We start from the raw sequence: 23,951 nt of genomic DNA, 5'->3' as shown, positions 1-23,951 counted from the left end.
CTGATCACTTATATGCTATATACTCTTTTCCAAGTAATTCTCTGCTAACGATTACTCTCATTATCTCTTTGCTTCCCTCCGCCCACGCAAACGAGCGAACAGCCCTGTATGCAGCCTGATCTAAACACTCTCTCGTATATCCAAAAGCTCCCTGCCACTGCATCACTTCATCTATCGCTGCTGTGGACCATTCTGAAGCAAACATTTTCGCCATTGCTATAGCTTTGCTGGAGTCAAATCTCTTCGCTTTTCCGATGCTCTCCTGATCCAGTGTCCATAATGCTTTATATGAACTTTCCATGAGAAAATTCAGCTTTGTATAGTGCTCTGCAAGTTTGAACTGTAAAGCTTCATATCTTGCTAAAGGAAGCCCAAATGCTTTTCTCTCTTTCAGGTACTTGGCTCCTCTATCAAGCGACTGTAAACCTGCTCCTGCGCATATAACCGCAATAAATCCTCTTGCATACTCATAGCCTTCATGTATCAAATAAAATCCTTTGTTTTCCTGACCAATAATATATTTTTTCGGGATTTTTACATTATCAACCGAAAATCCGCCCGTTGTAATTCCTTCTCTTCCAAGATCATCTACATACGTTGGCGTAATTCCCTTTTGTTTCAAAGGCAGATAAAACAATGTCATACCTCTAGCTCCAAGCTCAGGGTTCTGCTTTGCTACAGTGATATGTCCTCCATCTGTTTCTATTGCTTCTCTAACTCCGCTTATATACATCTTTTCCCCATTTACGATGTATTCATCTCCTTTCTTGGTAATGGTAGTCCTTGTTCCTGCCACATCAGATCCTGCATCAGATTCTGTGGTTGCAATTCCCAAAAATTTTTCACCCTTAGTTACTTTTGGAAGAATTTCAGATTTAGCCTCATGAGTTCCATACTTATCAAAAAGATGACCCCATGCTGCCTGTATCAAGTAAAATACTGGTATCGAACCTGTAATATCCGCTCTGGCCAGTTCTTCAGCAATAATTCCTGCTGTTACGGCATTAAAACCTTGGCCACCGTATTCAGGAGAAACAGTGCACGCTATAAGTCCTAAGTCTGCCATTCCTTTAATTATCTCCTCTGGTATTCTTTTTGTATGCTCCATTTCTAAGGATATCGGTGCAATTTTTTTCTGCGCGAAATCTCTAACACTTTCCCTGATCATTTCTTGCTCTTCTGTAAAAGTATAATCTTTCATCTATATACACCGAGAAAGGTAATAGAAAAGAAATATATAACAATTGTCATAAATTTTGTATGAACCGTAGAGTTATTATTTTTTCACTCTCTTTGTCCTCTTCCTTTTTCTGAACTTTCTTCGAAAAATTAGATAATAAAGAGTCAAAATAGCCTGACACAAACAATCTCTGTTCTTTACTACTTAAATTTGAAATTTTCAGTATAAAGGTAGTTTCACTGAGATCTTCAGCCCTGATTTTAAATAGAGGCATATATTTACTGAAACTGGATGTAATAGCCTCAACTATTCTTTTAGATGATTCTAATTTTAACATTTTAGATCCAAACCCAAGACCAGTCTCATTACCATAAGAATACCCAAAATCGTGAATGGTTTCTTCGCTAGTTCCTAAAGATTTTAAGCTGGCATTAAGCATTCTTTCAAAATATCGTGCTGAAAATTCATCAGATTTATTTATATTTTTCAGTTGAGGAAATATTAAATTTTCCTTGTTTACTTCACTGTGTAGTATCTCTAATCCATTAATTCCTTTTTTCTTTTCCACATACTCTACCATATTTATTAGTGCAGATCCTTTTACCATTTTTCTCACCACACCATGTCATATTTTTGTCAGACAGATATTATTTCAGAACTATATAAATGTTTTTCTTTTTTACCCCTATAGATTTAAAAAGAGTATCAAAAATAATATATGTATAAATGAGATATACAATTATGGTAAAGTCATATCTATCTATGGATGATTTTGATCTTACTGGTAAAACTATATTTTTAAGATTAGACATAAACTCACCTATTGATCCTAAAACTGGAGATATTATGGACTATTCCAGATTTAAAGCACATCTGGATACTATAAGAGCTCTAGACCATTCTAAAGTCGTCATTATTGCACATCAGTCCAGGCCTGGAAAGAAAGATTTTACGTCATTATATCAGCATTCTCTTGCCCTTGCTAAATTGCTTAAAAGAGATATAAAGTATATAGACGGGTTGTTCGATTCTAGAGTAATAGATGAAATAAAAAAACTAGTGCCGGGGGACATCCTGATGCTAGAGAATACTAGATTTTATGCTGAAGAGGTAGTTCTTGCAAACGAACCGTTAGAAGTACAAAAAAAATCAAATATTGTTAAAAAACTGGCGCCATATATGGACTATCTGGTTAACGATGCTTTTGCCGCAGTACATCGCCCGCAACCAACTCTTGTAGCCTTTGCAGAAGAGGTACCTATGCTGGCTGGAAAGTTGATGGACAAAGAGATTACAATGCTTACTAAATTTATGGAGTTTCAAGAACATCCTAAAATAGCGTTGTTTGCAGGTGCAAAAGCTGATGATTCTATTAAAGTTGCAAAAAATATGCTGGAACATAAAATTGTAGACCAAATTTTAACTGGTGGGCTGGTAGCAAATATTTTTTTAATTGCAAAAGGTATAGACGTGGGCCCTATCAATAAAGAGGTCTTAAACAAAGAGATTGGAAATTATGAAAAACTTGTGAGTGTTGCAAAAGAGATCATTAAAAATTATGAAATTGTTACGCCCACAGATTTTGCAATAAGTGCTGAAGGTAAAAGATTGGAAATAAATGTCTCAGAGCTTGAAGATTCAAAACAGATCATGGATATTGGTATAGAAACCATTGATAATTATAAGAATATAATTAAAGATGCAAAAAGTATTATATTAAACGGCCCATTAGGTGTCTATGAGCTTCCTGAATTTTCGGATGGTACTGAAGAGGTTTTCAAGGCTATATCTGAACTTAACGCATTTAAGGTAGCAGGTGGAGGGCATACTATATCCGCAATATCAAAGATGGGATTGAACCGAAAATTTGATCATATAAGCGTAGGTGGCGGAGCTTTAATCAGCTTTTTAGCTGGAGATGATTTGCCTGTGATCGAAGCTTTGAAAAAATCAAAATTGATATTTGAAAAAAAGGTGATCGGTAAATGAAAATATATAGAGTATTTGGAACATATACTGCAAAAGGAAAATTAGTAAACTTTAAAAAAGATGTGGTAGCAGACTCTAAAAATAAGGCAATAGATAAAGTATTTGCAATTATGGGCAGTTACCACAATGTGAAGAGAAGAGCTATGAAAATAGAAGAAGTTACCAATGTATCGGAGTCTAAAGACCCCAAAGTATTATACGATATTAAGCATGGTGAAAAATAAATGGAAAACATAGAAGAGAGCATAAACACATTAGAATTATTGAAAAAGCATCTTGAAGACATAGAAAGAGAGATGGAGTATCTGAATCTCAACATGCAAGAACATACTAAAGCGAAAGAGACCATTCAGACATTGTTAAAAACAGATGAAAATAATCTTTTGATCACAATAGGTGCAAATACATTTATATTTTGCAATAAGAGTGAGTATAAAAAAGCGATTACAAGCATCGGCTCAAATGTTTTAACAGAAAATAACTATGAGAAGACAATAGAAATACTGGACCAGAGAATAAAAGATCTAACCGCCATTAATTCTCAATTGCAGGAAGAATATATTAACAGCAGGGATCAATATCTTGCTTTGTCAGATAAGGTTAATAAATATTATAAATCTGCACAGAAAAATGATTGAAAATGTTTGAAAAACTAAAAGAGAAATTAGGGTTATTTAGCAAGAAAGCTAAAGAAGAGCTTCCAGAAGATGCCTTTACAGATGGATTTGGGAAAAAGATAACCGGAAATAAGTTGAACTCATATCTTGATAATTTGGAACTTGGCCTAATAGATGCAGATGTTGCTTATGACGCTGCTGAAGCGCTTAAAAAGAAGCTTATGGAAAACATAGCCAATAAGAAATTTAAGAGAGGATTAGATCTGGAAAGCACTTTTACAGAACTGTTGAAGCAGACTATCTTTGACATTTTTAATGAAAACAAGTTCAATTTTAAAGAGTATGTTAAGTCTTCAACCAAACCTTTAAAGATTTTATTTGTGGGTGTAAATGGTACGGGAAAAACTACTTCTATCGCAAAGCTGGCAAAATGGTTGTCTTTGCAGGGGTACAGTGTAGTGATAGCAGCAAGCGATACGTTTAGGGCAGGAGCTATAGAACAGCTAGAGATTCATTCTGAAAAATTGAACATTAGATTGATCAAGCATCAGCATGGTAGTGATTCTGCAGCTGTTGCATTTGACGCTATTTCACACGCAGTCTCTCGATCTCGAGATGTTGTATTGATAGATACTGCCGGCAGAATGCAGACCAATAAAAATCTGATGAATGAAATGAAAAAACTTAAAAGAGTTGCTAAGCCTGATTTTACTATTTTTGTAGGTGATGCTCTGGCAGGCAACGATGCAATCAACCAGGCAAAACTGTTCAATGAAGAGATTGGGATAGATGGCATAATATTGTCAAAGATCGATACTGATGCTAAAGGTGGCAGCGCAATCAGCATTGTGTTGACTCTAAATAAGCCAATCTTGTTTTTAGGAACTGGCCAGAACTATGAGGACCTGATTGAATTTGACCCTAAATGGATTATCAACCATATTTTTAACACTTAATGCGGAAAGTCCTACTTTCACAAGAAATAGTATGAAAGTACCAGTTAAATAGTGAAGAGGTCAACAATACTTGATCTTGAACTTTGACCTGAACTCGATAACCTCTTTTTTTACATTTTTAGATATGGAAGAGATAAAGAGATTTGCCAGCTCATCAAGGTTTCTCTCATTAATTCCAATTCTTGTGATCTCGTTAGTACCTAGCCTTCCTACTGAATCAATGATTATGTTTGAGCGTTCTAATTTTTTTGAAAAGTCGTCTATGCTCAACTTTAATTGTTCATTCACGAAATTCTGGCTGTAACTGATCTGATGAGACTCTGTGTATTCTGGCGCAAAATCAATATTAAAGCCTTGTTCATCCAGTATTTTTGCCAGTCTTTTACTGTTTTTAACTACCTGAGCCGCGTACTCTTTCCCAAATTTTTTGAACTCAAACAGTGTCTGCGATAGTGCCGCCACACGATTCAAATGATAGTTGTCCATGGTTCTCCACACTATGTTATTCTCTACATTATGAAATATCGATTCGTTGTTTGTGGCGATTATTCCTCCCTGTGGCCCAAATAGACTTTTGTGCGTCGATCCGATAAGTATGTCTGCATATTTCAAAACCTCTGGCTGAAATGATTTTCCTGCAATTAATCCCATCACATGTGAACCATCATAACCAATAGTACAATCTATTTTGTCGCATATTTCCCTCACTCTTTTTAGATCATAGCTGAACAGAAAATAACTTGCTCCCAATATTACAAGTTTTGGCTTGTGCTTTTTGAGCTCTTTTTCAAAGCGGTCATAATCTATCTTTGCACTTTTTGAATCGTAAGGTATAAACCTGACTTTCAATCCAAACATATCTGGCATGTAATTGGGCATATATCCATCATAGCCACCATTTTCAGAACTGATTGTGTAAATAAGGTCACCTTTCTTTGTCGTAGAAAGCAGCATGTTCATTGCCGCAATATGGCCTCCAATAGATCTGATTTCTATATACTTTGAATCATAGAGCTCTTTTGCCAGCTTTGTTCCATATTCTAAAATCTGTTCAAAATAACCAGTGCCTCTATATGCATTTTCAATGTAAACATTATGGACATAATCATTTATCTTATAAGAATAACGACCTGCCAGATCTGATCCCAATATTTCCAGTACCTTCGGGCTCACCATGTTTTCAGATGGCAATAAGTTTATAGAACTCCTGCGCCATTCATCATTTTTTCTAACTATACTTAATATATTATTCATACCTATCATTTCCTTAATTTCAACAGATCCTTCGCTCTGATCAATGGCATTAATTTCAGCTTTTCAGGTTCTAAATTTTGCTCTCCTCCTTCTTCTCTGTCTACGACCGTTAATATTGTGTCAACAACAGCTCCAGCATCTCTCAGAATTTTAGCTGCCCGAAGTGCAGAATTTGCAGTGGTAGTAACATCTTCAATTACTGTAATTCTTTCTCCTTTCTCAAAATCCCCCTCGATCATAGAATTAGTGCCATGTCCTTTAGGTTCTTTTCTAACTATCAAAAATTTTTTACCAGTTTCAAGCGCCACCGCCACAGCTATGGGTACCGAACCCAACTCTATTCCTGCTATTTTATCAGAATCTACGAATTTGGCGAGCTCTTTAGCTATGATACTTAAAATAACTGGATCTGTAGTAGCTTTTTTTATGTTAATATAATAATTACTCTTTTTTCCGGATGTAAGTGTAAAATCTCCAAACTGTACTGCATTGCAGGCTACTAGCAGCTTTTTTAGATCACTTTCCATTTTTTAGCACCTCTATCAACCTCATTTTTATTGGTTCTTCTAATTTTGTGCTTTTTAATTTATTTATTGTAGTATCTATATCATATTTAACTCTTTTTAATTCTATCTTGTCAGTTATTATAGCATAAGATGCTCTCCAATCTGAATCTCTGGGCTGCCCAACACTGCCCGGATTCAGCACTGTCTTTCCTTCTATATGCCGGAGCATGGGAAGATGTGTATGTCCCAATAAAATTAGATTTCTATTTACTTTCATCATTTCATTTTTCAGATCTGCATCAGAGATTTCTGGCTTAAGGTACTTGTAAAGTTTGTCTTCTGGGGATGCGTGCACCATGTATATATTTTCTGCATATATCTCTAATTTTAGAGATTTCAGGTATTCTAAATTTTCTGAGGTAATAAGTGGCTTGAAGTATGCCCTAGATTTAGTGCTAAGCTCTTTAAACTGGTAAGAACAGAAACAATCATAATTAAATGCATTAGCATAATCATGATTACCCATAATTACAAAATCTGCGTTTTCTCTGACTTTTTCTATCACTTCGTTTGGGCTAGGCCCATAATCAGTAAGATCTCCAAGTACTATTAAGTGGTCAAACTCTTCTTCCAAAACTGCATTTAAAGCTTCTAAATTTGCGTGTATATCCGATATTACTAATATTCTATTATTCATCACCAAGGTACCTCCTTTTTTCCGATTTTATATCCCAATATATTCACCAATCTGTGAATGAGTGGCGTAAAAATAAAAAGCGTTAATAACGCTATGATATTAAATAGATAGTGCATGAAAAAATAGGTGCTGCCCAGATATAAAAATAAAAGGCTTAAAAGCAGAAAAGGATATTGATCCATTCCAATAACCTCTGCGCCACTCTCCATTTTTAGTCTTCTCTTTATAAATGAGCCTGTAAGATCTCCTGTCATAGACCCCACAGATAACAGCGTAACTATAATTATCGCAGTCACAATATCCTGGCTAAATGCTGGAAATACTGGATTTGGAAACAACATTCCTGCCGTATTCTGTATCAGCCCAAACACAATACCTGAAATTGCTCCAACAAAAAATCCGGCCCATGTCTTTCCTTTTCCAAATATTCTTTGGCCATCAATAAAAAGTTTATTAAAATCGATAGGTTTAGTGCCGTGTGCCAACACTGCCATTGGATTAGCTACATATGCAGGAAGTATAAACCATATAGACCTCAATATTATGATCAAGGCGTTTATCAATGCGCTCATTACAAAAAAGTATAATTTAAAATAATATATTATGTTTTTGTAAGCAATTTCAATATTATGATCTACTCAAATTTCTGTACTTTATACTATAGCCATAGATATCTCCAATTTTTATCTGCAAATCAGATAGTATAGCGCGTAATTTTATTCATGATTTCAGCGATAAAAGATAAAAATATATATCAATGATTGACAATACAGTTAGTTATGAACAGGATAAAAGTAATAGATGATCCTTCAGATCTAGTATCTATATTGAATCTTGCGAATACTTACATAAAAAAAGAGGTATTTCAAGAGCTTTCTACAGACTGGAGAACCATAGAAGAGATTGAGAAAAAGTATGGTGAAGAAGGAAAGGATGCAGTATTATTTTTAGAAAAGATCAAAATTGCAGAGGTACAGTGGGTAAACACTCCACAGGGTCCAGTAAAAAGTTATAAATGTTATTATAACCATGTGCAGATTACATTAACCCTTGCTATTAACGATCTTGCCGACGTTTTGTACGTAGCAAATATTTCTGATAAGGAAATAGAAAAATATGAGAAAAAAGTGATTGATTTAATGGATGAAAAATCTACATTGTATATTGGGTCTGTAACAGATAGCTTAAAAATATCGCCTAACTTTTTAAAAGGTGTTATCCAGAGATCAAATAAACTTGTTCTAAAAGGTCATAATATAGAAAAACTAAAGTGAGTTTATTATGTTCAATCGATTAAAATTGGTTGCTGAAGAATATCTGGGATTAAGTGCCGGTATACTTTATGGTGTAATCATATTATTTTTTTACTTTATAGTCTATCCATTGGCACATTATGACAATTTCATTTACATTGCCTCTATTTTCATAATAACGGTACTAGCAACTCTATTTCTAGTGTGGCATGAACTCAGATTGAAAAATATTCTGAAATTGTCTGCCGGCATAGCAAACACCATATCTGGACTTTTGATTACAATGGATCTGTTTATATTAATATTAATGTTTCAAAAATTTGACATAATATCTGTTATTTATACGGCTATCATTGCTATTTTAACTTTTTTAGCAACATTAATGCTCCTATTTTCTGTATTAAGAGATACTGAATTCAAGAAACATGAAGAACATTTTAAATATGATAATTTATGATCACTATACTCAGATTAGGCCACAGAATAGAAAGAGATAAAAGAATCACCACGCATGTTGCTTTAGTATCAAGGACCTTCGGAGCGGATAAAATACTAGTTTCTACAAAAGACCTTAGCCTTGAAAAATCTGTAAATAGTGTGATTTCCAGATTTGGTGGGAATTTTAAAATTTACACAGGATTGAACTGGAGGAGAGTACTTGATGAATTTGATGGAACAATTGTGCATTTGACAATGTATGGACTGCCTTTAGATAAGGTAATTGATCAGGTTCCAAAAGAGAGAGATCTATTAGTGGTAGTAGGCAGTGAGAAGGTTCCTAGAGAAGTATATGAAAAAGCAGATTTTAATGTTGCTGTCACAAATCAGCCGCACAGCGAGGTATCGGCATTAGCAATATTTTTAGATAGATATCATAATGGTGCAGAACTAAATTTTAAGTTTAACGGAGAATACAGGGTAATTCCCACAAAAAAAGGTAAAAATTTAAAAATATACAATAAAAGTGAGGGTTTAAAAGTGTTGATTGCTATGAGTGCCTCTGATTCTATTATAAAACATTCTGAGGCCGTGACAGAACTAGCTGTTAAGATCGGGGCAATGTGTAATGCCGATCTGAAGTTAATTGAGATCGGGGCAATGTTACATGATATAGGGCGTGTTAAATCAAACGGACTGGACCATGGTATAATAGGCGCAAATATAGTAAGGAAATTAGGTTATCCGGAGGATGTTGCAAAAATTGTAGAGAGACATATAGGGGCAGGTTTAGATGTCGATAGTTCGTTAACGTTAGGCGTATCTTATTCTCTAATACCTGAGACCATAGAAGAAAAAATTGTAGCGCATGCAGATAATCTTATTAGTGGCCAGAAAAGAGTGCCTTTAAAAAAGGTCATAGATTCGTACATTTCTAAAAATCTGGTTACAGAGGCTTTAAGAATAGAAAAATTGCATAAAGAACTCTGCGATATCACAGGTGTAGACATAGACACTTTAAAATAGGTGTAAATCTAAGAACTTGATAAGTATCTTCATCAATTTGATTGATCTTATCTGTTACATATCTTTTGGCTGGTTTATCTCTTATTTGGTCTTTTACCTTGTGCAAAAATCGTGTCAGATCCTTGTGTTTTCCTATTTAAATAATTTATCAGGCAACTTATGAATTTTAAATTATCAACGAAAGATTGACCGCATCCGGATAAGAAAATGTATTTATATTAGTATCTAATTAGGCTCAACTACTTTAATAGAAAGGTGATGTTATTGGCCAATGGATATAATACAGCCAGAAAATTGAAAAAAAGTCGTCAATCTCTAAAATGGAGTAATAGATATTACAAAAAAAGAGTTCTCAGATTGAAAGAGAAAAGTGATCCGTTAGAAGGATCTCCGCAGGCGAAAGCTATTGTCGTCGAAAAGATTGGAATAGAGGCAAAGCAGCCTAACTCAGCCATAAGAAAAGCTGTAAAGGTACAGCTTATCAAAAATGGCCGTATTGTTACCGCTTTTACACCAGGAGATGGTGCAATAAACTATATTGATGAGCATGATGAAGTGGTAATTGAAGGGATAGGTGGCAGATTAGGCAGATCTAAAGGAGATATCCCGGGCGTCAGATTTAAAGTTTCTAAAGTAAATGGTATATCACTGCTAGAGCTTGTTAAAGGCAGAAAGGAGAAACCTGTAAGGTGATCTTGATGATAGAATTTTTAATATTTGGAAAATACAGCACTTCAGATGTTATTGTTACAGATCCAGGCTTAATAAAGTATATCAGCCTCAGGCCCATGCTTGTGCTGCATTCGCATGGAGTGTATGGTAGAAAGCATTTAGGAAAGAAAGACATGAACATTGTAGAGAGGCTGATAAACGATATGATGAGAACTGGTAAATATAACGGTAAGAAGATGAGCGCGTACAGAGTTGTAAAAACTGCTTTTGATATTATTCATGAAAAAACAAAAAAGAATCCATTGCAGATATATATTGATGCTTTGCAAAACTCAGCACCGAGAGAAGAGATCACGAGACTTAAGATGGGCGGAGCCGCGATTCCTAAAGCTGTGGATGTATCCCCTTCCAGAAGATTGGATCTTGCCATAAGAAACATAGCCATAGGCGCTACTAATGCTTCTTTCAAAAATGCAAAAAGCATTGAAAACTGTTTAGCAGACGAGATCTTGAAAGCTTCAAATCGTGAAATGGGCAGTTTTGCTATAAATAAAAAAGAGGAAATTGAGAGAGTAGCCGCATCAGCACGATAAATTTTTTTAAGAAAGGTGATTATATTGGGACGTAAAGAAGAGAATATTAAGAAAGCAATGACTATTATTAATAGTCTTGACAGGATAAGAAACATAGGCACAATAGCGCACATAGACCATGGAAAGACCACGCTCAGTGATAATCTTATAGCCGGAGCAGGAATGATGAGTGAAGAGCTTGCTGGGAAACAGCTAGTATTAGATTATGATGAGCAAGAGCAGGCAAGAGGTATAACCATTAATGCAGCTGCAGCATCAATGGTCCATGATTTTGAAGGTAAAGAGTATTTGATAAATCTCATAGATACACCTGGTCACGTAGATTTTGGTGGAGATGTAACGAGAGCATTAAGAGCTTTAGACGGCGCAATTTTGGTTGTTGACTCTGTAGAAGGTGTTATGCCGCAAACTGAAACAGTTTTGCGTCAGGCATTGAGAGAAAAAGTAAAACCTGTTTTATTTATAAACAAAGTAGATCGATTGATCAATGAACTAAAGCTAGGACCGGAAGACATGCAAAAAAGATTCGCAAAGATTATTACGGATGTAAACAGGTTAATAAAGATGTACTGTCCGCCAGAGTTTAAAAATGTGTGGACATTAAAAGTGGAAGAGGGAACTGTAGCTTTCGGATCTGCATTTAACAATTGGGCAATAAGCATTCCTTACATGAAAAAATCGAATATCAGTTTCAAGGATATATATGACTATGTACAGAAAGGAGAGCAGGATGCATTGGCTAAAAAATCGCCACTGCACAAGGTAGTTTTGGATATGGTAATTTATCATTTGCCAACACCCTTAGAAGCTCAAAAATACAGAATTCCGCAGATCTGGAAAGGCGATCTGAACTCGGATGTGGCTAAAAGCATGTTAAGTGCAAATTCGAAAGGGCCAGCCGTATTGATGATCACAAAAATAATAATAGATTTGCATGCGGGAGAGATTGCAGTTGCCCGAGTATTCTCTGGCACTGTAAAGAAAGGTGACGAACTATATATAAGTGGTTTAGGCAGTAAACAGTATAGAATTCAGCAATTATCACTGATGGTAGGTGCAGATCGTATACCAATCGAAGAAATCACTGCTGGAAATATTGTAGCATTGATAGGATTGAAAGATGCCATTGCTGGTTCTACAGTTAGTTCAGTGAGTGATTTAGAACCTTTTGAAGCAATGAAACATTATTCTGAACCAGTAGTTACTATTGCAATTGAGGCAAAGCATACTAAAGATCTTCCAAAATTGATAGAAGTATTAAGAATGGTTGGTAAAGCAGATCCTTCAATACAGATCGAAATAAATCAGGAGACTGGAGAGCATCTGATATCAGGTATGGGTGAATTGCATTTAGAAATTACGCTTTATCGTATTATTAATGATTACAAAGTAGAGGTAAACACATCAGAACCGATTGTAGTTTACAGAGAGAGTTTAGCTCATAAAGGAGGACCATTTGAGGGAAAGTCTCCAAACAAGCACAACAAGTTTTACATCACTGCAGAACCTTTAGAAGAAAAGATCACAGAAGCATTGATTGAAGGAGATTTACCGCAGGGAGATAGATTCAAAGACAAAAAAGCTCTAGCCAAAAAATTCGAGGACCTTGGCTTTGACAAAGAAGAGTCAAAAAGAATAGAAGCTATAAAAGAGTCAACGGTATTACTGGACATGACCTGGGGTATTCAGTACTTAAATGAAACAATGGAGCTGATCAAGCAGTCATATCTTGAATCTGTTGTCAAAGGACCGTTGGCAAACGAGAAACTATATGGTGTCAAATTAAAGTTAGTGGATGCAAAGTTACATGAAGACAGTATACATAGAGGTCCTGCGCAGGTAATACCAGCAATAAGAAATGCAATTTACGGAGCCATTGTACAGGGAGAAAGAGTACTGTTAGAACCTATTCAAAAGGTATTTATCAATGCGCCCACAGAAGTGATCGGCAATGTGACTAGAGAATTACAGCAGAGAAGAGGTGTAATTTTGGATATTCAGCAGCTGGATTATGAAACGTCGGTAGTAGCGAAAGTACCAGTTGCAGACATGTTCGGATTTGCCTCGGCTATAAGATCAGCTACGAGTGGCAGAGTTTTATGGTCCACAGAGAATTTCGGCTATGAAAAAGTACCCAGAGAACTGATGAATGAGGTTGTAAGGAAGATCAGAGAGAGAAAAGGGCTAAAGCCCGAGCCTTATGACGAAGCATATTATGCAGGGCTGTAAAAAAGAATATATATAACGACTGTATATTGGTAAATTAATAAATTAAAAAATAAATAAAAAATAAAACCCTTGGAGGGAAAAAAATGGTATCAAACAAGACACATTTAAATATAGTATTCATCGGACATGTAGATCACGGAAAATCTACAACTGTTGGAAGATTACTATTAGATTCGGGAGCAATTGACAGCAGGATTATTGAACAATATAGAAAAGAAGCTGAAGAAAAAGGAAAAGCTACATTTGAGTTTGCCTGGGTAATGGACAGGCTCAAAGAAGAACGAGAGAGAGGAGTTACTATAGATGTAGCTCATCGAGAATTTGAGTCTAAGAACTATTACATTACGATCATAGATGCACCGGGGCATAGAGACTTCGTAAAGAACATGATTACAGGTACTTCTCAGGCAGATGCTGCAGTATTGATCGTTTCTGCCAAAGAAGGAGTGCAGGAACAGACTAAAGAGCACATATTTTTGGCTCGTGCACTTGGTGTGCCTAATTTAATTGTGGCAATAAACAAGATAGATGCAACAACCCCACCATACAGTGAAGCAAGATTCAATGAGGTAAAAGGAGAGCTTGAAAAATTATTAAAATCAGTAGGATACAAAGATATACCATTCTTGCCTATCAGTGGTTTTTATGGAGATAATGTAGTGAAGCACTCTGACAAAATAACATGGTGGAAAGGACCTACTTTAGTAGATGCTTTTGATGCTTTGAAACCTCCTGAAAAGCCTATAGATAAACCCTTAAGAATACCTATACAGGATGTTTATTCTATAACTGGTCATGGAACTGTACCTGTTGGTAGGGTAGAAACAGGAGTATTGAAAGTGAATGATACCTTAATATTCTTACCATCCAACAAAGTAGGAGAAGTCAAGAGTATTGAAATGCATCATCAACCAATGCAGAAAGCTGAGCCTGGAGATAATATAGGATTCAATGTAAAAAACATAGCCTCAAAAGATATCAGAAGAGGAGATGTTGCCGGAAAGACAGATCATCCACCAACTGTGGTGTCTGAGTTTACTGCGCAGATTGTTGTATTGACACATCCTAGCGTTATAGCAGCAGGATATACACCAGTATTTCATGCGCATACTGCACAGGTAGCTTGTGTAATTTCCGAGTTAGTAAAGACTTTAGATCCAAGAACTGGTGCTGCTAAGGCAGAGCATCCAGATACTATAAAAGCAGGAGATGTTGCAATAGTAAAAGTCACACCAACGAGACCTATGGTTATTGAAAAATCTTCTGAATTCCCGCAGCTTGGAAGATTTGCAATCAGGGATATGGGTATGACCATTGCTGCAGGACTCTGTTTGGATTTTGTTAAAAAAGAGTTATAAAAACTTTTTTTTTAATTTTTTTGGTGATTTAGATGGTTTTATATAAAGCAAGAATTCTTTTGTCTGGAACAGAATATAAAAAAGTAGAAGATGTATGTGAACAGATTAAATTAATTGCACAGAGGACTGGTGTTGAGTTTTTTGGACCTATACCTCTGCCCACAAAGAGAATGGCTGTGCCTGTTAGAAAATCTCCTGATGGTGAAGGTTCTGCAACTTGGGAACGCTGGGAAATGAGGATTCACAAGAGAATGATGGACATCGATGCAGATGAGCGAGCATTGAGGCAGTTAATGAGAATTCAGATCCCGGATGGAATACATATAGAGATCGAACTTAAATCGTAAGCTTTTTTAATTACCGTAATAAAAAAGTTTTTAAATTATGTGCATTATCCAGATTTATGAATACTGATCTGCACATTATCGAGAAGAAGTGGCAAAAATACTGGAAAGAGCATAATATTTATCAATTTGACAGAACAGACAAGAATGTTTACAGTATAGATACTCCACCCAGATATGCAAGCGGCTCGCTGCATATAGGCCACGCAGTGCATTATACACACATAGACTTTATTGCAAGATACAAAAGAATGAGAGGGTTTAATGTATTTTTTCCATTATGTTTTGATGTAAACGGTATGCCGATAGAAGTAAATGTAGAAAAAAAATATAATATTAAGATGACAGAAACAGACCGCCATGAATTTATAAAATTATGTGAAAACTTTGCAAATTCAATGATTGACTCTATGATAGAGCAGTTTGAAATATTAGGAGAATCGATGGATTCTAGCATTTATTATCAGACTGACGCGCCTTACTATCGCAAGATTACCCAGCTTACATTTTTAGAGATGGCTCAAAAAGATCTGGTCTATAGAAAAGAGTATCCTATAACATGGTGCCCCAGATGCAATACTGCCATTGCTGAGTCAGAAATAGACTATTTTGAGAGAGATTCAAAATTAAATTATATAAAATTCAAGATTGATGATCGTGACCTGTTGATTGCCACGACTAGACCTGAGCTCATATCTGCATGCGTACTTATTGCCGTAAATCCTGAGGATGGAAGATATAAAGACATTATAGGAAAAAATGTTGTTACTCCCCTGTATAATAAGAAAGTTCCGGTGGTGGCAGATTCTTCTGTAGACCCAAAGTTTGGCACTGGGGCAATGATGATCTGCACTATTGGAGACAAATCAGATCTGGAATTTGTGAGAAAATATAAGATTGAATTAATTGAGGTTTTTGATGATCGAGGCATAATGAATGAACTTTCTGGATATAAAGGATTGACTATAGAACAGGCTCGAGCTCAGATTATATCAGATCTATCAAAACAAGGGTTAATACTAAAACAGGAGAATATAAAACAGACTGTTGGCACTTGCTGGAGATGTGGCACTGCGATAGAGATCATACAAAAAAAACAGTGGTTCTTAAAAACTCTCAGTTTCAAAAAAGAGATGCTTGAAAGCGTAGAGAAACTGAACTGGTACCCTAACTTTATGAAAGTACGCCTGATAGAGTGGATCAATAGCCTAGACTGGGACTGGGTCATTTCCAGGCATAGGTATTTTGCAACACCGATACCAGCATGGGAATGTGAAAACGGGCACTATTTCTTCCCTGATATTGAAGAATTGAAAAAGAGAGAGTCTAATATTGATCCGACCGTAGAACCATACACTGTTGAAAATTGCCCGATATGCAATGCGCCTTTAAAAGGCGTGGAAGACGTTTTTGATACTTGGATGGATTCGTCGATATCCCCACTCTACAATACAGAATGGTTCAGATCTCAAAATTTCGATTATATGTATCCGATGAGCCTCAGACCACAGGCACATGACATTATAAGAACCTGGGCTTTTTACAGCTTATATAGATGCAAAATTTTGACCGGAAAAGAGCCATGGTCTGATATTTTCATAGATGGTCATATTCTAGCTCCTGACGGCAGACCTATGCATACTTCTTGGGGTAATGTAGTAAATCCATTGGAAATAATTAAAGAAAGCGGAGCAGACACGTTCAGGTATTTTACTGCTCAATGTACTCTAGGTGAAGATACTCCATTCAGGCTTAAAGAGATAACGCATGGAAATAGGCTCATTTTAAAATTATTCAATATTGCCAACTTTGTAAAACTGAATGTCTCAGATCCGTCACCAGTTACAAAATCCGATTTGATTAACAACTGGATCATAGATAAGTACAGCAGTTTAGTAAAGAGCGTTACAGAATTCATGGATCAGTATCGTTATGACAAAGCTATCAGAATATTAGAGAATTTTTTATGGCATGAACTTGCTGATCAGTATATAGAAATGATAAAATTCAGGATCAGAAATGATAAAAATACACAAGACACCATTTACAACGTGTTTTTAGGTACTTTAAAAATGCTTGCTCCAATTTTACCGCATGTTACAGAAGAGATATATCAAGAATTATACAGAGAATTTGAAAATAAGGAATCTATTCACAAAAGCAGGTGGCCTGACCCTGTGTTTGAAGATCTCAATGCGCGAGAAGATGGAGAGCTTGCCAAAGAACTAGTATCAAAACTGAGGCACTGGAAAAGCGACAATGGATATCCGTTATCCAAGTCCATAGAATCTGTGCATATAATATCTGAACCTCTCCACCCAGATATTATCCATGTATTAAGAGAAACTTTGCACATTAAAAATTTAGACATGGTGAAAAATGCAGATTTAAAAGAGGAGATCACACAGATTTTGCCAAATCTTAAATTGTTGGGACCCATCTTGAAAGATCGCACTCAAGAATTTGTATCTTTAATAAATTCTGATCCTGCATTATATTATCAAAAGATTAAGAATGGATATATGTTTTATGATCATTTAATTTCAGTCTCTGATATTTCAGTGACTGCAAAGAAAACATACCTTGGGAAAGCTGTAGCAACGATTGAGTTTTCAAAAGGCATAATTTATATAGAAGATTGAAGAAATTTAATATAATCCTTGACCTATACAAAATCGAGAAGTTTCTCAAATAATGAATATAAACAATCTGACAAAAATAAGTATCTTGCTCAATAAAGTTTATATAGAGATTAGCTATATTTATTGCTGTACAAAGATGAGGCAGATGATTTATTAATGAAGATTGTATATGATAAAGAAGAGGGTATTGCATCGGTTGTAGGTACGCTGTTTTCATTATTATTATTTATAACACTTTTATCTACATTTGTTACACAGTATGTACCTGTGTATATGAAAACCAATGAAGAACAGCATGATATGCAAGTACTTAGTCAATTCTCGCAGATCAGAACTGAAGTAGACATGCTTACGATTACAAACGACCTAAATTACTCTACCTATGCTCCAGTTACCATGGGAGCTCCTGGTATTCCGCTTTTTGCACAGCAGACTGTGGGAGAACTTGAAATAAATCCTTATGCTCAAAATCTTTCAACTCAGTTTATGAACATTTCTTTCTACTACTCAAATATAGGAGTTGTCAATCTATATGCCGGTGGCTCTATTGAATTTATAGCACCAAACAGATACTATGTTCCTGAGTCATTTATTTACTTTAACGGTGCATTAGTGCGCACCAATCTCGCTCAGAACAATGCATCTGTGATTTTGGTTGGCAGTGATTTCAGTGCGACAAATAGTAATGGTGGTGTGCATTTGAGCTTTGTAATGCAGCATATTTATGGTGTTTCAAATGTCGTGACTGGCACAGATACGAGGGGTATAGAGATCACACTCTTCGGAACCCAGAAAAATGTATATTCTTTGTCAAACCAAGATTTAAATGTTACTTTCAACACTACTTTTAATGCTGCAATGTTACAATACTATAAAAGTATCGCTAGTAGCAATCAGGTTAATACAAATACCTTAAATTCAAACAAGTTAGAATTTACAAATGTAGTATCGGTTACAGTGTTAAACGTTTATTTGTATGTTACAATTACTCAATAAGTTAGGGGGGACATAATCTATATGCAAAAAGCGAGCGAAAAAGAAAATCTCTTCGAAAACATTGGATCACGGATATTCGGAAATATAAACAAAAGTAAATTAAGAGTTAAAGAATCTGCAGGAAGTTTAGAGGAAGGTAGCGTGATTACACCAATTCAGCCTGTAGATCCAGAAGTATTTGATATAATTGAAATATATCCTATCATAAGACCATTTACTTTTGCAAGAATATTATATAACAAAAAAGAGTATGAATATATTTATGAACCTATTGAACCACCTCTCAATGACGCTACTGCAAAATTAGTGAAAGATGTCAGTGAAACTCTTGAAAAGACCATTAAATACGAATGGTTTATTACCTCCATAAAAGACAAAGAGAGATATTTAAAAGATTCTGTATCCACGTTTTTAGAGTCGAGAGACATAAAAATAGATGCTCTCAGCAAGCAAAAGCTTATGTATTATATAGTTAGAAACTTTATCAATTATCAGAAGATAGATCCCTTGATTATGGATGAAGAGATAGAAGATATATCTTGTGATGGGGTCAAAGTTCCGATATATATATTTCACAAGAAATACGGATCTATTAAAACTTCATTAATGTTTAAAGATGATAATGAATTGAATTCATTTATTGTATATTTAGGGCAGCGTTGCAGTAAGCAAATTTCTGTCTCTGAACCTATATTAGATGGCACTACAATAGAAGGGCACAGGGTTCAAGCAACATACAGTCGAGAGGTCACTACCCGTGGCGGTACTTTTACAATTCGCAGATATAAAGAGAGACCTTTTACACCTACTGACTTATTGAAATTTGGCACAGCTTCACCTGATTTATTAGCATATTTATGGTTGGGTGTAGAGATCGGAGAGTCTATGATTATAGTTGGAGGTCCTGCAGCTGGTAAAACTTCCACGCTGAATGTTGTCACGATGTTTATACCTCCCTCTGCAAAAATAGTGAGTATAGAAGACACTAGAGAAATTAACTTGCCACATCAAAACTGGATACCAGGGACCACAAGAAGCGGTACTGGAGAACGCAGTCTTGCAGGCAAATCAGCGGGAGAAATAGATATGTATGATCTTGTTCGTGCTTCATTAAGGCAGAGACCAAATTATATTATAGTAGGAGAAGTGCGAGGCAAAGAAACATATACAATGTTTCAAGCGATGGCTACCGGACATACTACTTATTCTACCATGCACGCTGAATCTGTCAAGGCGATGATTCACAGGCTCGAAAATCCGCCCATAAGTTGCCCCAGAATATTGATGACTGCACTTAATAATGTAATTATTTTAACACATACAAAAGTTAAAGATAATGTAGTTAGAAGAATTAAAGAGGTTGTAGAAATCGTAGGATTTGAACCTGAAACTGAAGAACTAATTACCAACGTGGTATTTGAGTGGAACCAGAAAGATGATACATATATATACAAAGGTCACAGTTATCTTTTTGATAAGATTATGGCTCTAAAAAACTGGACTTATGATGAAATGGAACAAGAATTTGCGAGAAGAACAAAAGTACTTGAGTATATATATAAGAAAGATATAGACGATTATAGGGATATTTGGGCTGTCATTACCAACTATTATAAAGATCCACTCGCACTTTACGATGCAATTTCTAAAGAGTTGGCGGAGGTTAGGTAAAATGACAGAGTTGCCGGAGGATGAGTTTCAAAAATTCGAAGTTCAGAGAAAAGATTTTTTTAAAATTAAGAGAACTGTTCAGAAAACTACAGGGTCATATAAAATAAAACTGCCAAAAGGATCAGTTCCACAATATATCAAGTTCAATGCCACGCAGAAAATAGCCTGGAAACTTCTGTCCAAATATATATTAACCCACAATTTTAAAAATAAAGTGAAGCTGGAAGAAGATCTATCTAAATCGCATATCTTGTTGAGACCTGAAGAATATATAGCATACAGCATATTTGTCAGCATTATTCCAGTATTACCGCTCATAGCAATCGCCATATTTTTCTCTATAATCGGAATAGTAATTTTAAGTGTATTATCCATTGTTTTAGCAGTAATAGTGCCGTTCATAGTCTATCAGCTTATTATTTCCCAGCCTGCTTCAGTTGCTAAAAAGAGAGGAAAGGATATAGATAACAAAATTTCACCTGCAATGAATTTTATCTCTGCCTTAGCTTCTGCGAATGTTACACCTGATATAATATTTAAAGAACTGGCGCGAAGAAAAGAGTATGGAGAAATCGCAAACGAGGCAGAGTGGATTACCAGAGATACCGAATTGCTGGGAAAGGATATTTTAACCTCACTAAAAGATGCATCTAAACGCTCTCCAAGCTTGAAATGGACAGAATTTTTACAGGGGGTAGTTACCACCTCCACATCTGGCGGTGCTCTAAAACCGTACTTTATTTTAAAATCGGACGAATACGAAAAAGAGCTTAGATTGCAGATGAAAAAAACTATGGAAACACTATCTTTATTTGCAGAGACCTTTGTTACAGTAGGTGTAGCATTTCCTTTGTTCTTAATAATTATCATCGCTATAATGGCTCTTATCAATCAGTCTATGGCTCCGGTTTCAGTGATGGTTCTTTATGTAATCGTATTTTTGATGTTGCCTGTTCTTATAGGTATGTTTGCGTTTTTCATACATTCCACTAGTGCCGAGGTGACCAAATAATGAAGAAAATAGAGATCTTAATTTTGACTCTCTCGATTATAGGGACTGTTGCATTGGTTTCTTTAGCATTATTGTTTTATGTGCGCTCTATAAAGATAGGACCTATAGGACCTATTGATCTCGTTGTGTATGGTATATCCGTGTTTTTATTGCCCTATGGGATTTACTTTTATTATGCTCAGCGCAGAATAAAGAAGATCGAAGATCGCCTTCCTGATTTCCTAAGAGATGTTGCAGAAGCTGGCAGGTTCGGCATGACCTTATCAGATGCTATCATGGTTGCTTCTACGGGTAGATACGGTTTATTAACTGACGAGATAAAAAAGATGGCTGGCCAGATACAGATTGGTGTTCCAGTAAATCAAGCATTAGAGTATTTTAGAGCTCGTGTAGACACACCACTGGTTAACAGGATGGTATCTATCATAATAAAAGCTAACGAGGCTGGAGGAAACGTTGCAGATGTGCTTACCATGGTTGCACATGCTGCGAAAGAGGCACAGCTTGTTGAGAAAGAAAGAGTTATAGATATGCAAACATATACATTTGTAATGATCATCGCCTTTGGAGTATTTATTGTAACAATCGTAATACTTGCCACCTCATTTTTGCCAGAAATGTTAAAAGCTGGTACTTCTCTCGCTGCGGGTCTGAAAGGTGTTCCAGTATCTGGTAGTTTCCAGGGCATTGCTTATACTTACATTCCTGTGATAGAGTTTTTGCTTGTAATCTCAGCACTGATAAGTGCTCTAGGAGATGGTATACTAGCAGGAGTGTTGAAAGATGGAAAATATGGAAGCGGATTAATTACTGCTTTTGCTCTGTTTTTTGGTGGCTATATGTTTTTCAAGATTTTGGGGTTGATTTAAATGATATCAGACAAAGAAAAAACGAAGGGATTTAATATATTTAAACCAAAACTTAATAGTAACGAACCTCACAAAATAAAGTTTCAGGAACAGAGAGAAATTGATAATATTACTATCATTCCAAAGATCACAGATAAGAATATCAGTGAGATTGAAGTCAACGTTATAGAAAAACCGTACTCTTATGTGCGAATATTATTTAATAATCAATATAATGAATATACTTACGAAATAATCGAACCTCCGCTAAGCAGCGAAGAAGAGGTAACTATCTCAAAGATCAAAGAGCATTTGATTGCACTTGTAGAATTTAAAGATTATGAAATAGACGCTGAACGCATAAAATATATCTACTCTCTCATCGAACAGACAGTTAGAGATCTTAATTTAAAACTTTCTGCTATGTCCGCTGAAAAAATAAAATATTATATTATTCGTGATTTTATTGGTTTTGGACTCATTCAGGTCCCTATGCACGATCCTAACGTTGAGGATATTTCTTGTGATGGATTAAATATCCCTATATACATATATCACAGACGTTATGGCTCAATTCGCTCAAACATAAAATTTGAACACGAGTCAGAATTAAACAGTTTTGTAATATGGATCGTCCAGAAAAGCGGGAAGCATATATCAGTGGCTAATCCAATGATAGATGCAACATTACCTGATGGTTCCAGATTGCAGACTACACTTGGAAAGCACGTGACACAGAGAGGCTCTTCATTCACAATAAGAAGGTTCAAACCCAATCCGTTTACCCCTCTGGATCTTATAAACTTTAAAACTATGTCCAGAGAGATGATGGCTTATGTATGGCTTGCTGTCGAAAACGGGATGAGCATGATCGTAGTAGGAGGTACTGCCTCTGGAAAAACTACAACCTTGAACGCGATATTATTGTTTATTCCACCACAACAAAAGATTGTAAGCATTGAAGATACCAGAGAGCTGAATTTACCTCAAGAAAACTGGATTCCCAGCCTCGTAAGAGAGGGATTTGGTGAATTTAATGTAGTATCTGGCAAAAGGGCAGGAGAAATAGATATGTTTGATCTGCTGGCAGCAGCATTAAGACAGAGACCACAATATATAATGGTTGGAGAAGTGCGAGGCGCCGAGGCATATACTGTATTTCAGGCAATGGCTACCGGTAAGACTTGCTATTCTACATTTCATGCAGAAGATGTGAAGAAAATGGTTCACAGGCTCGAAAACGATCCTATAAATCTGCCAAGGTCTCTGCTTACCTCACTGGACATTGTGCTACTTCAAGCTCAGGTAAAAGTTGGTACAAAAATGACCAGAAGAGTAAAAAATATCACTGAAATTGTTACTATTGACCCTGAAACAGGAGAACTAGTAACAAACAATGCATATACCTGGAACCCGGCAGATGATGTGTTCAGTTTTAGCGGACATAGCTATGTTTATGAAAAAATTGGAAATATCAGGAACTGGAACCCGAGGAGAATGGAAATTGAAGTAAAGCGTAGAGAACAAATTCTCACGTATATGGAAAAGATAGGAGCTAGAAACTATACAGATGTTGCAAGAATAGTTTCTGCATATTACAAGAATCCTGAAGGACTTATGGAACGTGTAAAAAGTGTAGTATCTGATTAAATATTATATTACAAAAATAA

The 23,951-nt window shown here is 35.7% G+C and carries 24 protein-coding genes; 18 read left to right on the top strand and 6 right to left on the bottom strand.

Annotated features, from left to right (window positions below):
• Nucleotides 1-4 precede the first annotated feature (4 nt).
• Both QXQ25_01745 and QXQ25_01740 read right to left on the bottom strand, forming a co-directional pair.
• Entirely contained in the window at nucleotides 5-1,201 is a 1,197-nt protein-coding gene (locus QXQ25_01745; protein MEM0160429.1) for an acyl-CoA dehydrogenase family protein, read from the bottom strand.
• A gap of 46 nt (nucleotides 1,202-1,247) precedes the next feature.
• A complete protein-coding gene (locus tag QXQ25_01740) occupies nucleotides 1,248-1,787 on the bottom strand; it encodes a hypothetical protein (GenBank protein ID MEM0160428.1) in 540 nt (179 codons plus the stop codon).
• Between the two features lie 134 nt (nucleotides 1,788-1,921).
• On the opposite strand from QXQ25_01740, the gene QXQ25_01735 reads away from it, so the two are divergent.
• Genes QXQ25_01735 through ftsY form a run of 4 tightly spaced genes read left to right on the top strand, consistent with a single transcriptional unit; the run spans nucleotide 1,922 to nucleotide 4,742 of the window.
• Nucleotides 1,922-3,169 carry a phosphoglycerate kinase gene (locus tag QXQ25_01735; GenBank protein ID MEM0160427.1) on the top strand — a complete coding sequence of 416 codons (1,248 nt, stop codon included), beginning with the start codon at nucleotides 1,922-1,924 and terminating at the stop codon, nucleotides 3,167-3,169.
• A complete protein-coding gene (rpl18a, locus tag QXQ25_01730) occupies nucleotides 3,166-3,393 on the top strand; it encodes a 50S ribosomal protein L18Ae (GenBank protein MEM0160426.1) in 228 nt (75 codons plus the stop codon). Before QXQ25_01735 ends, rpl18a begins: the two co-directional genes overlap by 4 nt.
• Nucleotides 3,394-3,807 (top strand): prefoldin subunit alpha, encoded by a 414-nt coding sequence (gene pfdA / locus QXQ25_01725; GenBank protein ID MEM0160425.1) that lies wholly within the window; start codon nucleotides 3,394-3,396, stop codon nucleotides 3,805-3,807.
• 2 nt (nucleotides 3,808-3,809) lie between these two features.
• The gene (gene ftsY, locus QXQ25_01720) at nucleotides 3,810-4,742 is read left to right on the top strand and encodes a signal recognition particle-docking protein FtsY (protein MEM0160424.1); all 933 of its coding nucleotides are present in this window, start codon (nucleotides 3,810-3,812) and stop codon (nucleotides 4,740-4,742) included.
• A 60-nt stretch (nucleotides 4,743-4,802) separates the two neighbouring features.
• On the opposite strand, the gene QXQ25_01715 is transcribed toward ftsY, so the two are convergent.
• From QXQ25_01715 to QXQ25_01700, 4 genes are read right to left on the bottom strand one after another with little or no spacing between them, the layout of a single operon-like run.
• On the bottom strand, nucleotides 4,803-5,996 hold the full coding sequence (locus QXQ25_01715; protein ID MEM0160423.1) for a serine hydroxymethyltransferase: 1,194 nt from the start codon (nucleotides 5,994-5,996) through the stop codon (nucleotides 4,803-4,805).
• A 5-nt stretch (nucleotides 5,997-6,001) separates the two neighbouring features.
• Nucleotides 6,002-6,523, bottom strand: a complete 522-nt coding sequence (pyrE, locus tag QXQ25_01710; protein ID MEM0160422.1) for an orotate phosphoribosyltransferase — start codon at nucleotides 6,521-6,523, stop codon at nucleotides 6,002-6,004.
• Nucleotides 6,513-7,199, bottom strand: a complete 687-nt coding sequence (locus QXQ25_01705) for a metallophosphoesterase family protein (protein MEM0160421.1) — start codon at nucleotides 7,197-7,199, stop codon at nucleotides 6,513-6,515. Before QXQ25_01705 ends, pyrE begins: the two co-directional genes overlap by 11 nt.
• On the bottom strand, nucleotides 7,199-7,771 hold the full coding sequence (locus tag QXQ25_01700) for a CDP-2,3-bis-(O-geranylgeranyl)-sn-glycerol synthase (GenBank protein ID MEM0160420.1): 573 nt from the start codon (nucleotides 7,769-7,771) through the stop codon (nucleotides 7,199-7,201). Before QXQ25_01700 ends, QXQ25_01705 begins: the two co-directional genes overlap by 1 nt.
• A gap of 207 nt (nucleotides 7,772-7,978) precedes the next feature.
• Between QXQ25_01700 and QXQ25_01695 the strand changes: the two genes are divergently transcribed.
• The 14 genes from QXQ25_01695 to QXQ25_01630 all read left to right on the top strand — a co-directional run bounded on the left by QXQ25_01695 (nucleotide 7,979) and on the right by QXQ25_01630 (nucleotide 23,931).
• Nucleotides 7,979-8,473, top strand: a complete 495-nt coding sequence (locus tag QXQ25_01695; GenBank protein MEM0160419.1) for an ArsR family transcriptional regulator — start codon at nucleotides 7,979-7,981, stop codon at nucleotides 8,471-8,473.
• 7 nt (nucleotides 8,474-8,480) lie between these two features.
• Nucleotides 8,481-8,909, top strand: coding sequence for a hypothetical protein (locus QXQ25_01690; protein MEM0160418.1), 429 nt, complete (start codon nucleotides 8,481-8,483; stop codon nucleotides 8,907-8,909).
• Nucleotides 8,906-9,916: an HDIG domain-containing protein gene (locus tag QXQ25_01685; protein MEM0160417.1), complete on the top strand. Its 1,011-nt coding sequence runs from the start codon at nucleotides 8,906-8,908 to the stop codon at nucleotides 9,914-9,916. The genes QXQ25_01690 and QXQ25_01685 overlap by 4 nt, the downstream gene beginning before the upstream one ends.
• Nucleotides 9,917-10,180: 264 nt before the next feature.
• Nucleotides 10,181-10,609: a 30S ribosomal protein S12 gene (locus tag QXQ25_01680; protein MEM0160416.1), complete on the top strand. Its 429-nt coding sequence runs from the start codon at nucleotides 10,181-10,183 to the stop codon at nucleotides 10,607-10,609.
• Nucleotides 10,610-10,617: 8 nt separating this feature from the next.
• Nucleotides 10,618-11,181 carry a 30S ribosomal protein S7 gene (locus tag QXQ25_01675; protein ID MEM0160415.1) on the top strand — a complete coding sequence of 188 codons (564 nt, stop codon included), beginning with the start codon at nucleotides 10,618-10,620 and terminating at the stop codon, nucleotides 11,179-11,181.
• 24 nt (nucleotides 11,182-11,205) lie between these two features.
• On the top strand, nucleotides 11,206-13,410 hold the full coding sequence (locus QXQ25_01670; protein ID MEM0160414.1) for an elongation factor EF-2: 2,205 nt from the start codon (nucleotides 11,206-11,208) through the stop codon (nucleotides 13,408-13,410).
• Nucleotides 13,411-13,493: 83 nt separating this feature from the next.
• Nucleotides 13,494-14,768 (top strand): translation elongation factor EF-1 subunit alpha, encoded by a 1,275-nt coding sequence (tuf, locus tag QXQ25_01665; protein MEM0160413.1) that lies wholly within the window; start codon nucleotides 13,494-13,496, stop codon nucleotides 14,766-14,768.
• Between the two features lie 32 nt (nucleotides 14,769-14,800).
• Nucleotides 14,801-15,115, top strand: coding sequence for a 30S ribosomal protein S10 (gene rpsJ / locus QXQ25_01660; GenBank protein ID MEM0160412.1), 315 nt, complete (start codon nucleotides 14,801-14,803; stop codon nucleotides 15,113-15,115).
• Nucleotides 15,116-15,171: 56 nt separating this feature from the next.
• Entirely contained in the window at nucleotides 15,172-17,754 is a 2,583-nt protein-coding gene (locus QXQ25_01655; protein ID MEM0160411.1) for a valine--tRNA ligase, read from the top strand.
• 156 nt (nucleotides 17,755-17,910) lie between these two features.
• On the top strand, nucleotides 17,911-18,750 hold the full coding sequence (locus QXQ25_01650; protein ID MEM0160410.1) for a hypothetical protein: 840 nt from the start codon (nucleotides 17,911-17,913) through the stop codon (nucleotides 18,748-18,750).
• Between the two features lie 21 nt (nucleotides 18,751-18,771).
• Nucleotides 18,772-20,421: a type II/IV secretion system ATPase subunit gene (locus QXQ25_01645; GenBank protein ID MEM0160409.1), complete on the top strand. Its 1,650-nt coding sequence runs from the start codon at nucleotides 18,772-18,774 to the stop codon at nucleotides 20,419-20,421.
• A 1-nt stretch (nucleotide 20,422) separates the two neighbouring features.
• Entirely contained in the window at nucleotides 20,423-21,433 is a 1,011-nt protein-coding gene (locus tag QXQ25_01640) for a type II secretion system F family protein (protein MEM0160408.1), read from the top strand.
• On the top strand, nucleotides 21,433-22,302 hold the full coding sequence (locus QXQ25_01635) for a type II secretion system F family protein (GenBank protein ID MEM0160407.1): 870 nt from the start codon (nucleotides 21,433-21,435) through the stop codon (nucleotides 22,300-22,302). Before QXQ25_01640 ends, QXQ25_01635 begins: the two co-directional genes overlap by 1 nt.
• Nucleotides 22,303-23,931, top strand: a complete 1,629-nt coding sequence (locus QXQ25_01630) for a type II/IV secretion system ATPase subunit (GenBank protein MEM0160406.1) — start codon at nucleotides 22,303-22,305, stop codon at nucleotides 23,929-23,931.
• Nucleotides 23,932-23,951: the final 20 nt, after the last annotated feature.

Source organism: Thermoplasmata archaeon (assembly GCA_038729465.1).
Lineage (GTDB): Archaea > Thermoplasmatota > Thermoplasmata > Thermoplasmatales > ARK-15 > JAVRLB01.
The sequence above is the reverse complement of the archived record's forward strand: the minus strand, read 5'-3'. Positions and strand labels throughout refer to the sequence as shown.

What these genes read in the sequence shown, in the direction of transcription:
- QXQ25_01745 (MEM0160429.1), bottom strand. Translation starts at nt 1,201, where the DNA reads ATGAAAGATTATACTTTTACAGAAGAGCAAGAAATGATCAGGGAAAGT.
- QXQ25_01635 (MEM0160407.1), top strand. Translation starts at nt 21,433, where the DNA reads ATGAAGAAAATAGAGATCTTAATTTTGACTCTCTCGATTATAGGGACT.
- rpsJ (MEM0160412.1), top strand. Translation starts at nt 14,801, where the DNA reads ATGGTTTTATATAAAGCAAGAATTCTTTTGTCTGGAACAGAATATAAA.
- pyrE (MEM0160422.1), bottom strand. Translation starts at nt 6,523, where the DNA reads ATGGAAAGTGATCTAAAAAAGCTGCTAGTAGCCTGCAATGCAGTACAG.
- QXQ25_01655 (MEM0160411.1), top strand. Translation starts at nt 15,172, where the DNA reads ATGAATACTGATCTGCACATTATCGAGAAGAAGTGGCAAAAATACTGG.
- QXQ25_01705 (MEM0160421.1), bottom strand. Translation starts at nt 7,199, where the DNA reads ATGAATAATAGAATATTAGTAATATCGGATATACACGCAAATTTAGAA.
- QXQ25_01650 (MEM0160410.1), top strand. Translation starts at nt 17,911, where the DNA reads ATGAAGATTGTATATGATAAAGAAGAGGGTATTGCATCGGTTGTAGGT.
- QXQ25_01640 (MEM0160408.1), top strand. Translation starts at nt 20,423, where the DNA reads ATGACAGAGTTGCCGGAGGATGAGTTTCAAAAATTCGAAGTTCAGAGA.
- QXQ25_01740 (MEM0160428.1), bottom strand. Translation starts at nt 1,787, where the DNA reads ATGGTAAAAGGATCTGCACTAATAAATATGGTAGAGTATGTGGAAAAG.
- QXQ25_01645 (MEM0160409.1), top strand. Translation starts at nt 18,772, where the DNA reads ATGCAAAAAGCGAGCGAAAAAGAAAATCTCTTCGAAAACATTGGATCA.
- QXQ25_01715 (MEM0160423.1), bottom strand. Translation starts at nt 5,996, where the DNA reads ATGAATAATATATTAAGTATAGTTAGAAAAAATGATGAATGGCGCAGG.
- QXQ25_01695 (MEM0160419.1), top strand. Translation starts at nt 7,979, where the DNA reads ATGAACAGGATAAAAGTAATAGATGATCCTTCAGATCTAGTATCTATA.
- QXQ25_01690 (MEM0160418.1), top strand. Translation starts at nt 8,481, where the DNA reads ATGTTCAATCGATTAAAATTGGTTGCTGAAGAATATCTGGGATTAAGT.
- tuf (MEM0160413.1), top strand. Translation starts at nt 13,494, where the DNA reads ATGGTATCAAACAAGACACATTTAAATATAGTATTCATCGGACATGTA.
- ftsY (MEM0160424.1), top strand. Translation starts at nt 3,810, where the DNA reads ATGTTTGAAAAACTAAAAGAGAAATTAGGGTTATTTAGCAAGAAAGCT.
- rpl18a (MEM0160426.1), top strand. Translation starts at nt 3,166, where the DNA reads ATGAAAATATATAGAGTATTTGGAACATATACTGCAAAAGGAAAATTA.
- QXQ25_01700 (MEM0160420.1), bottom strand. Translation starts at nt 7,771, where the DNA reads ATGAGCGCATTGATAAACGCCTTGATCATAATATTGAGGTCTATATGG.
- QXQ25_01735 (MEM0160427.1), top strand. Translation starts at nt 1,922, where the DNA reads ATGGTAAAGTCATATCTATCTATGGATGATTTTGATCTTACTGGTAAA.
- QXQ25_01630 (MEM0160406.1), top strand. Translation starts at nt 22,303, where the DNA reads ATGATATCAGACAAAGAAAAAACGAAGGGATTTAATATATTTAAACCA.
- pfdA (MEM0160425.1), top strand. Translation starts at nt 3,394, where the DNA reads ATGGAAAACATAGAAGAGAGCATAAACACATTAGAATTATTGAAAAAG.
- QXQ25_01685 (MEM0160417.1), top strand. Translation starts at nt 8,906, where the DNA reads ATGATCACTATACTCAGATTAGGCCACAGAATAGAAAGAGATAAAAGA.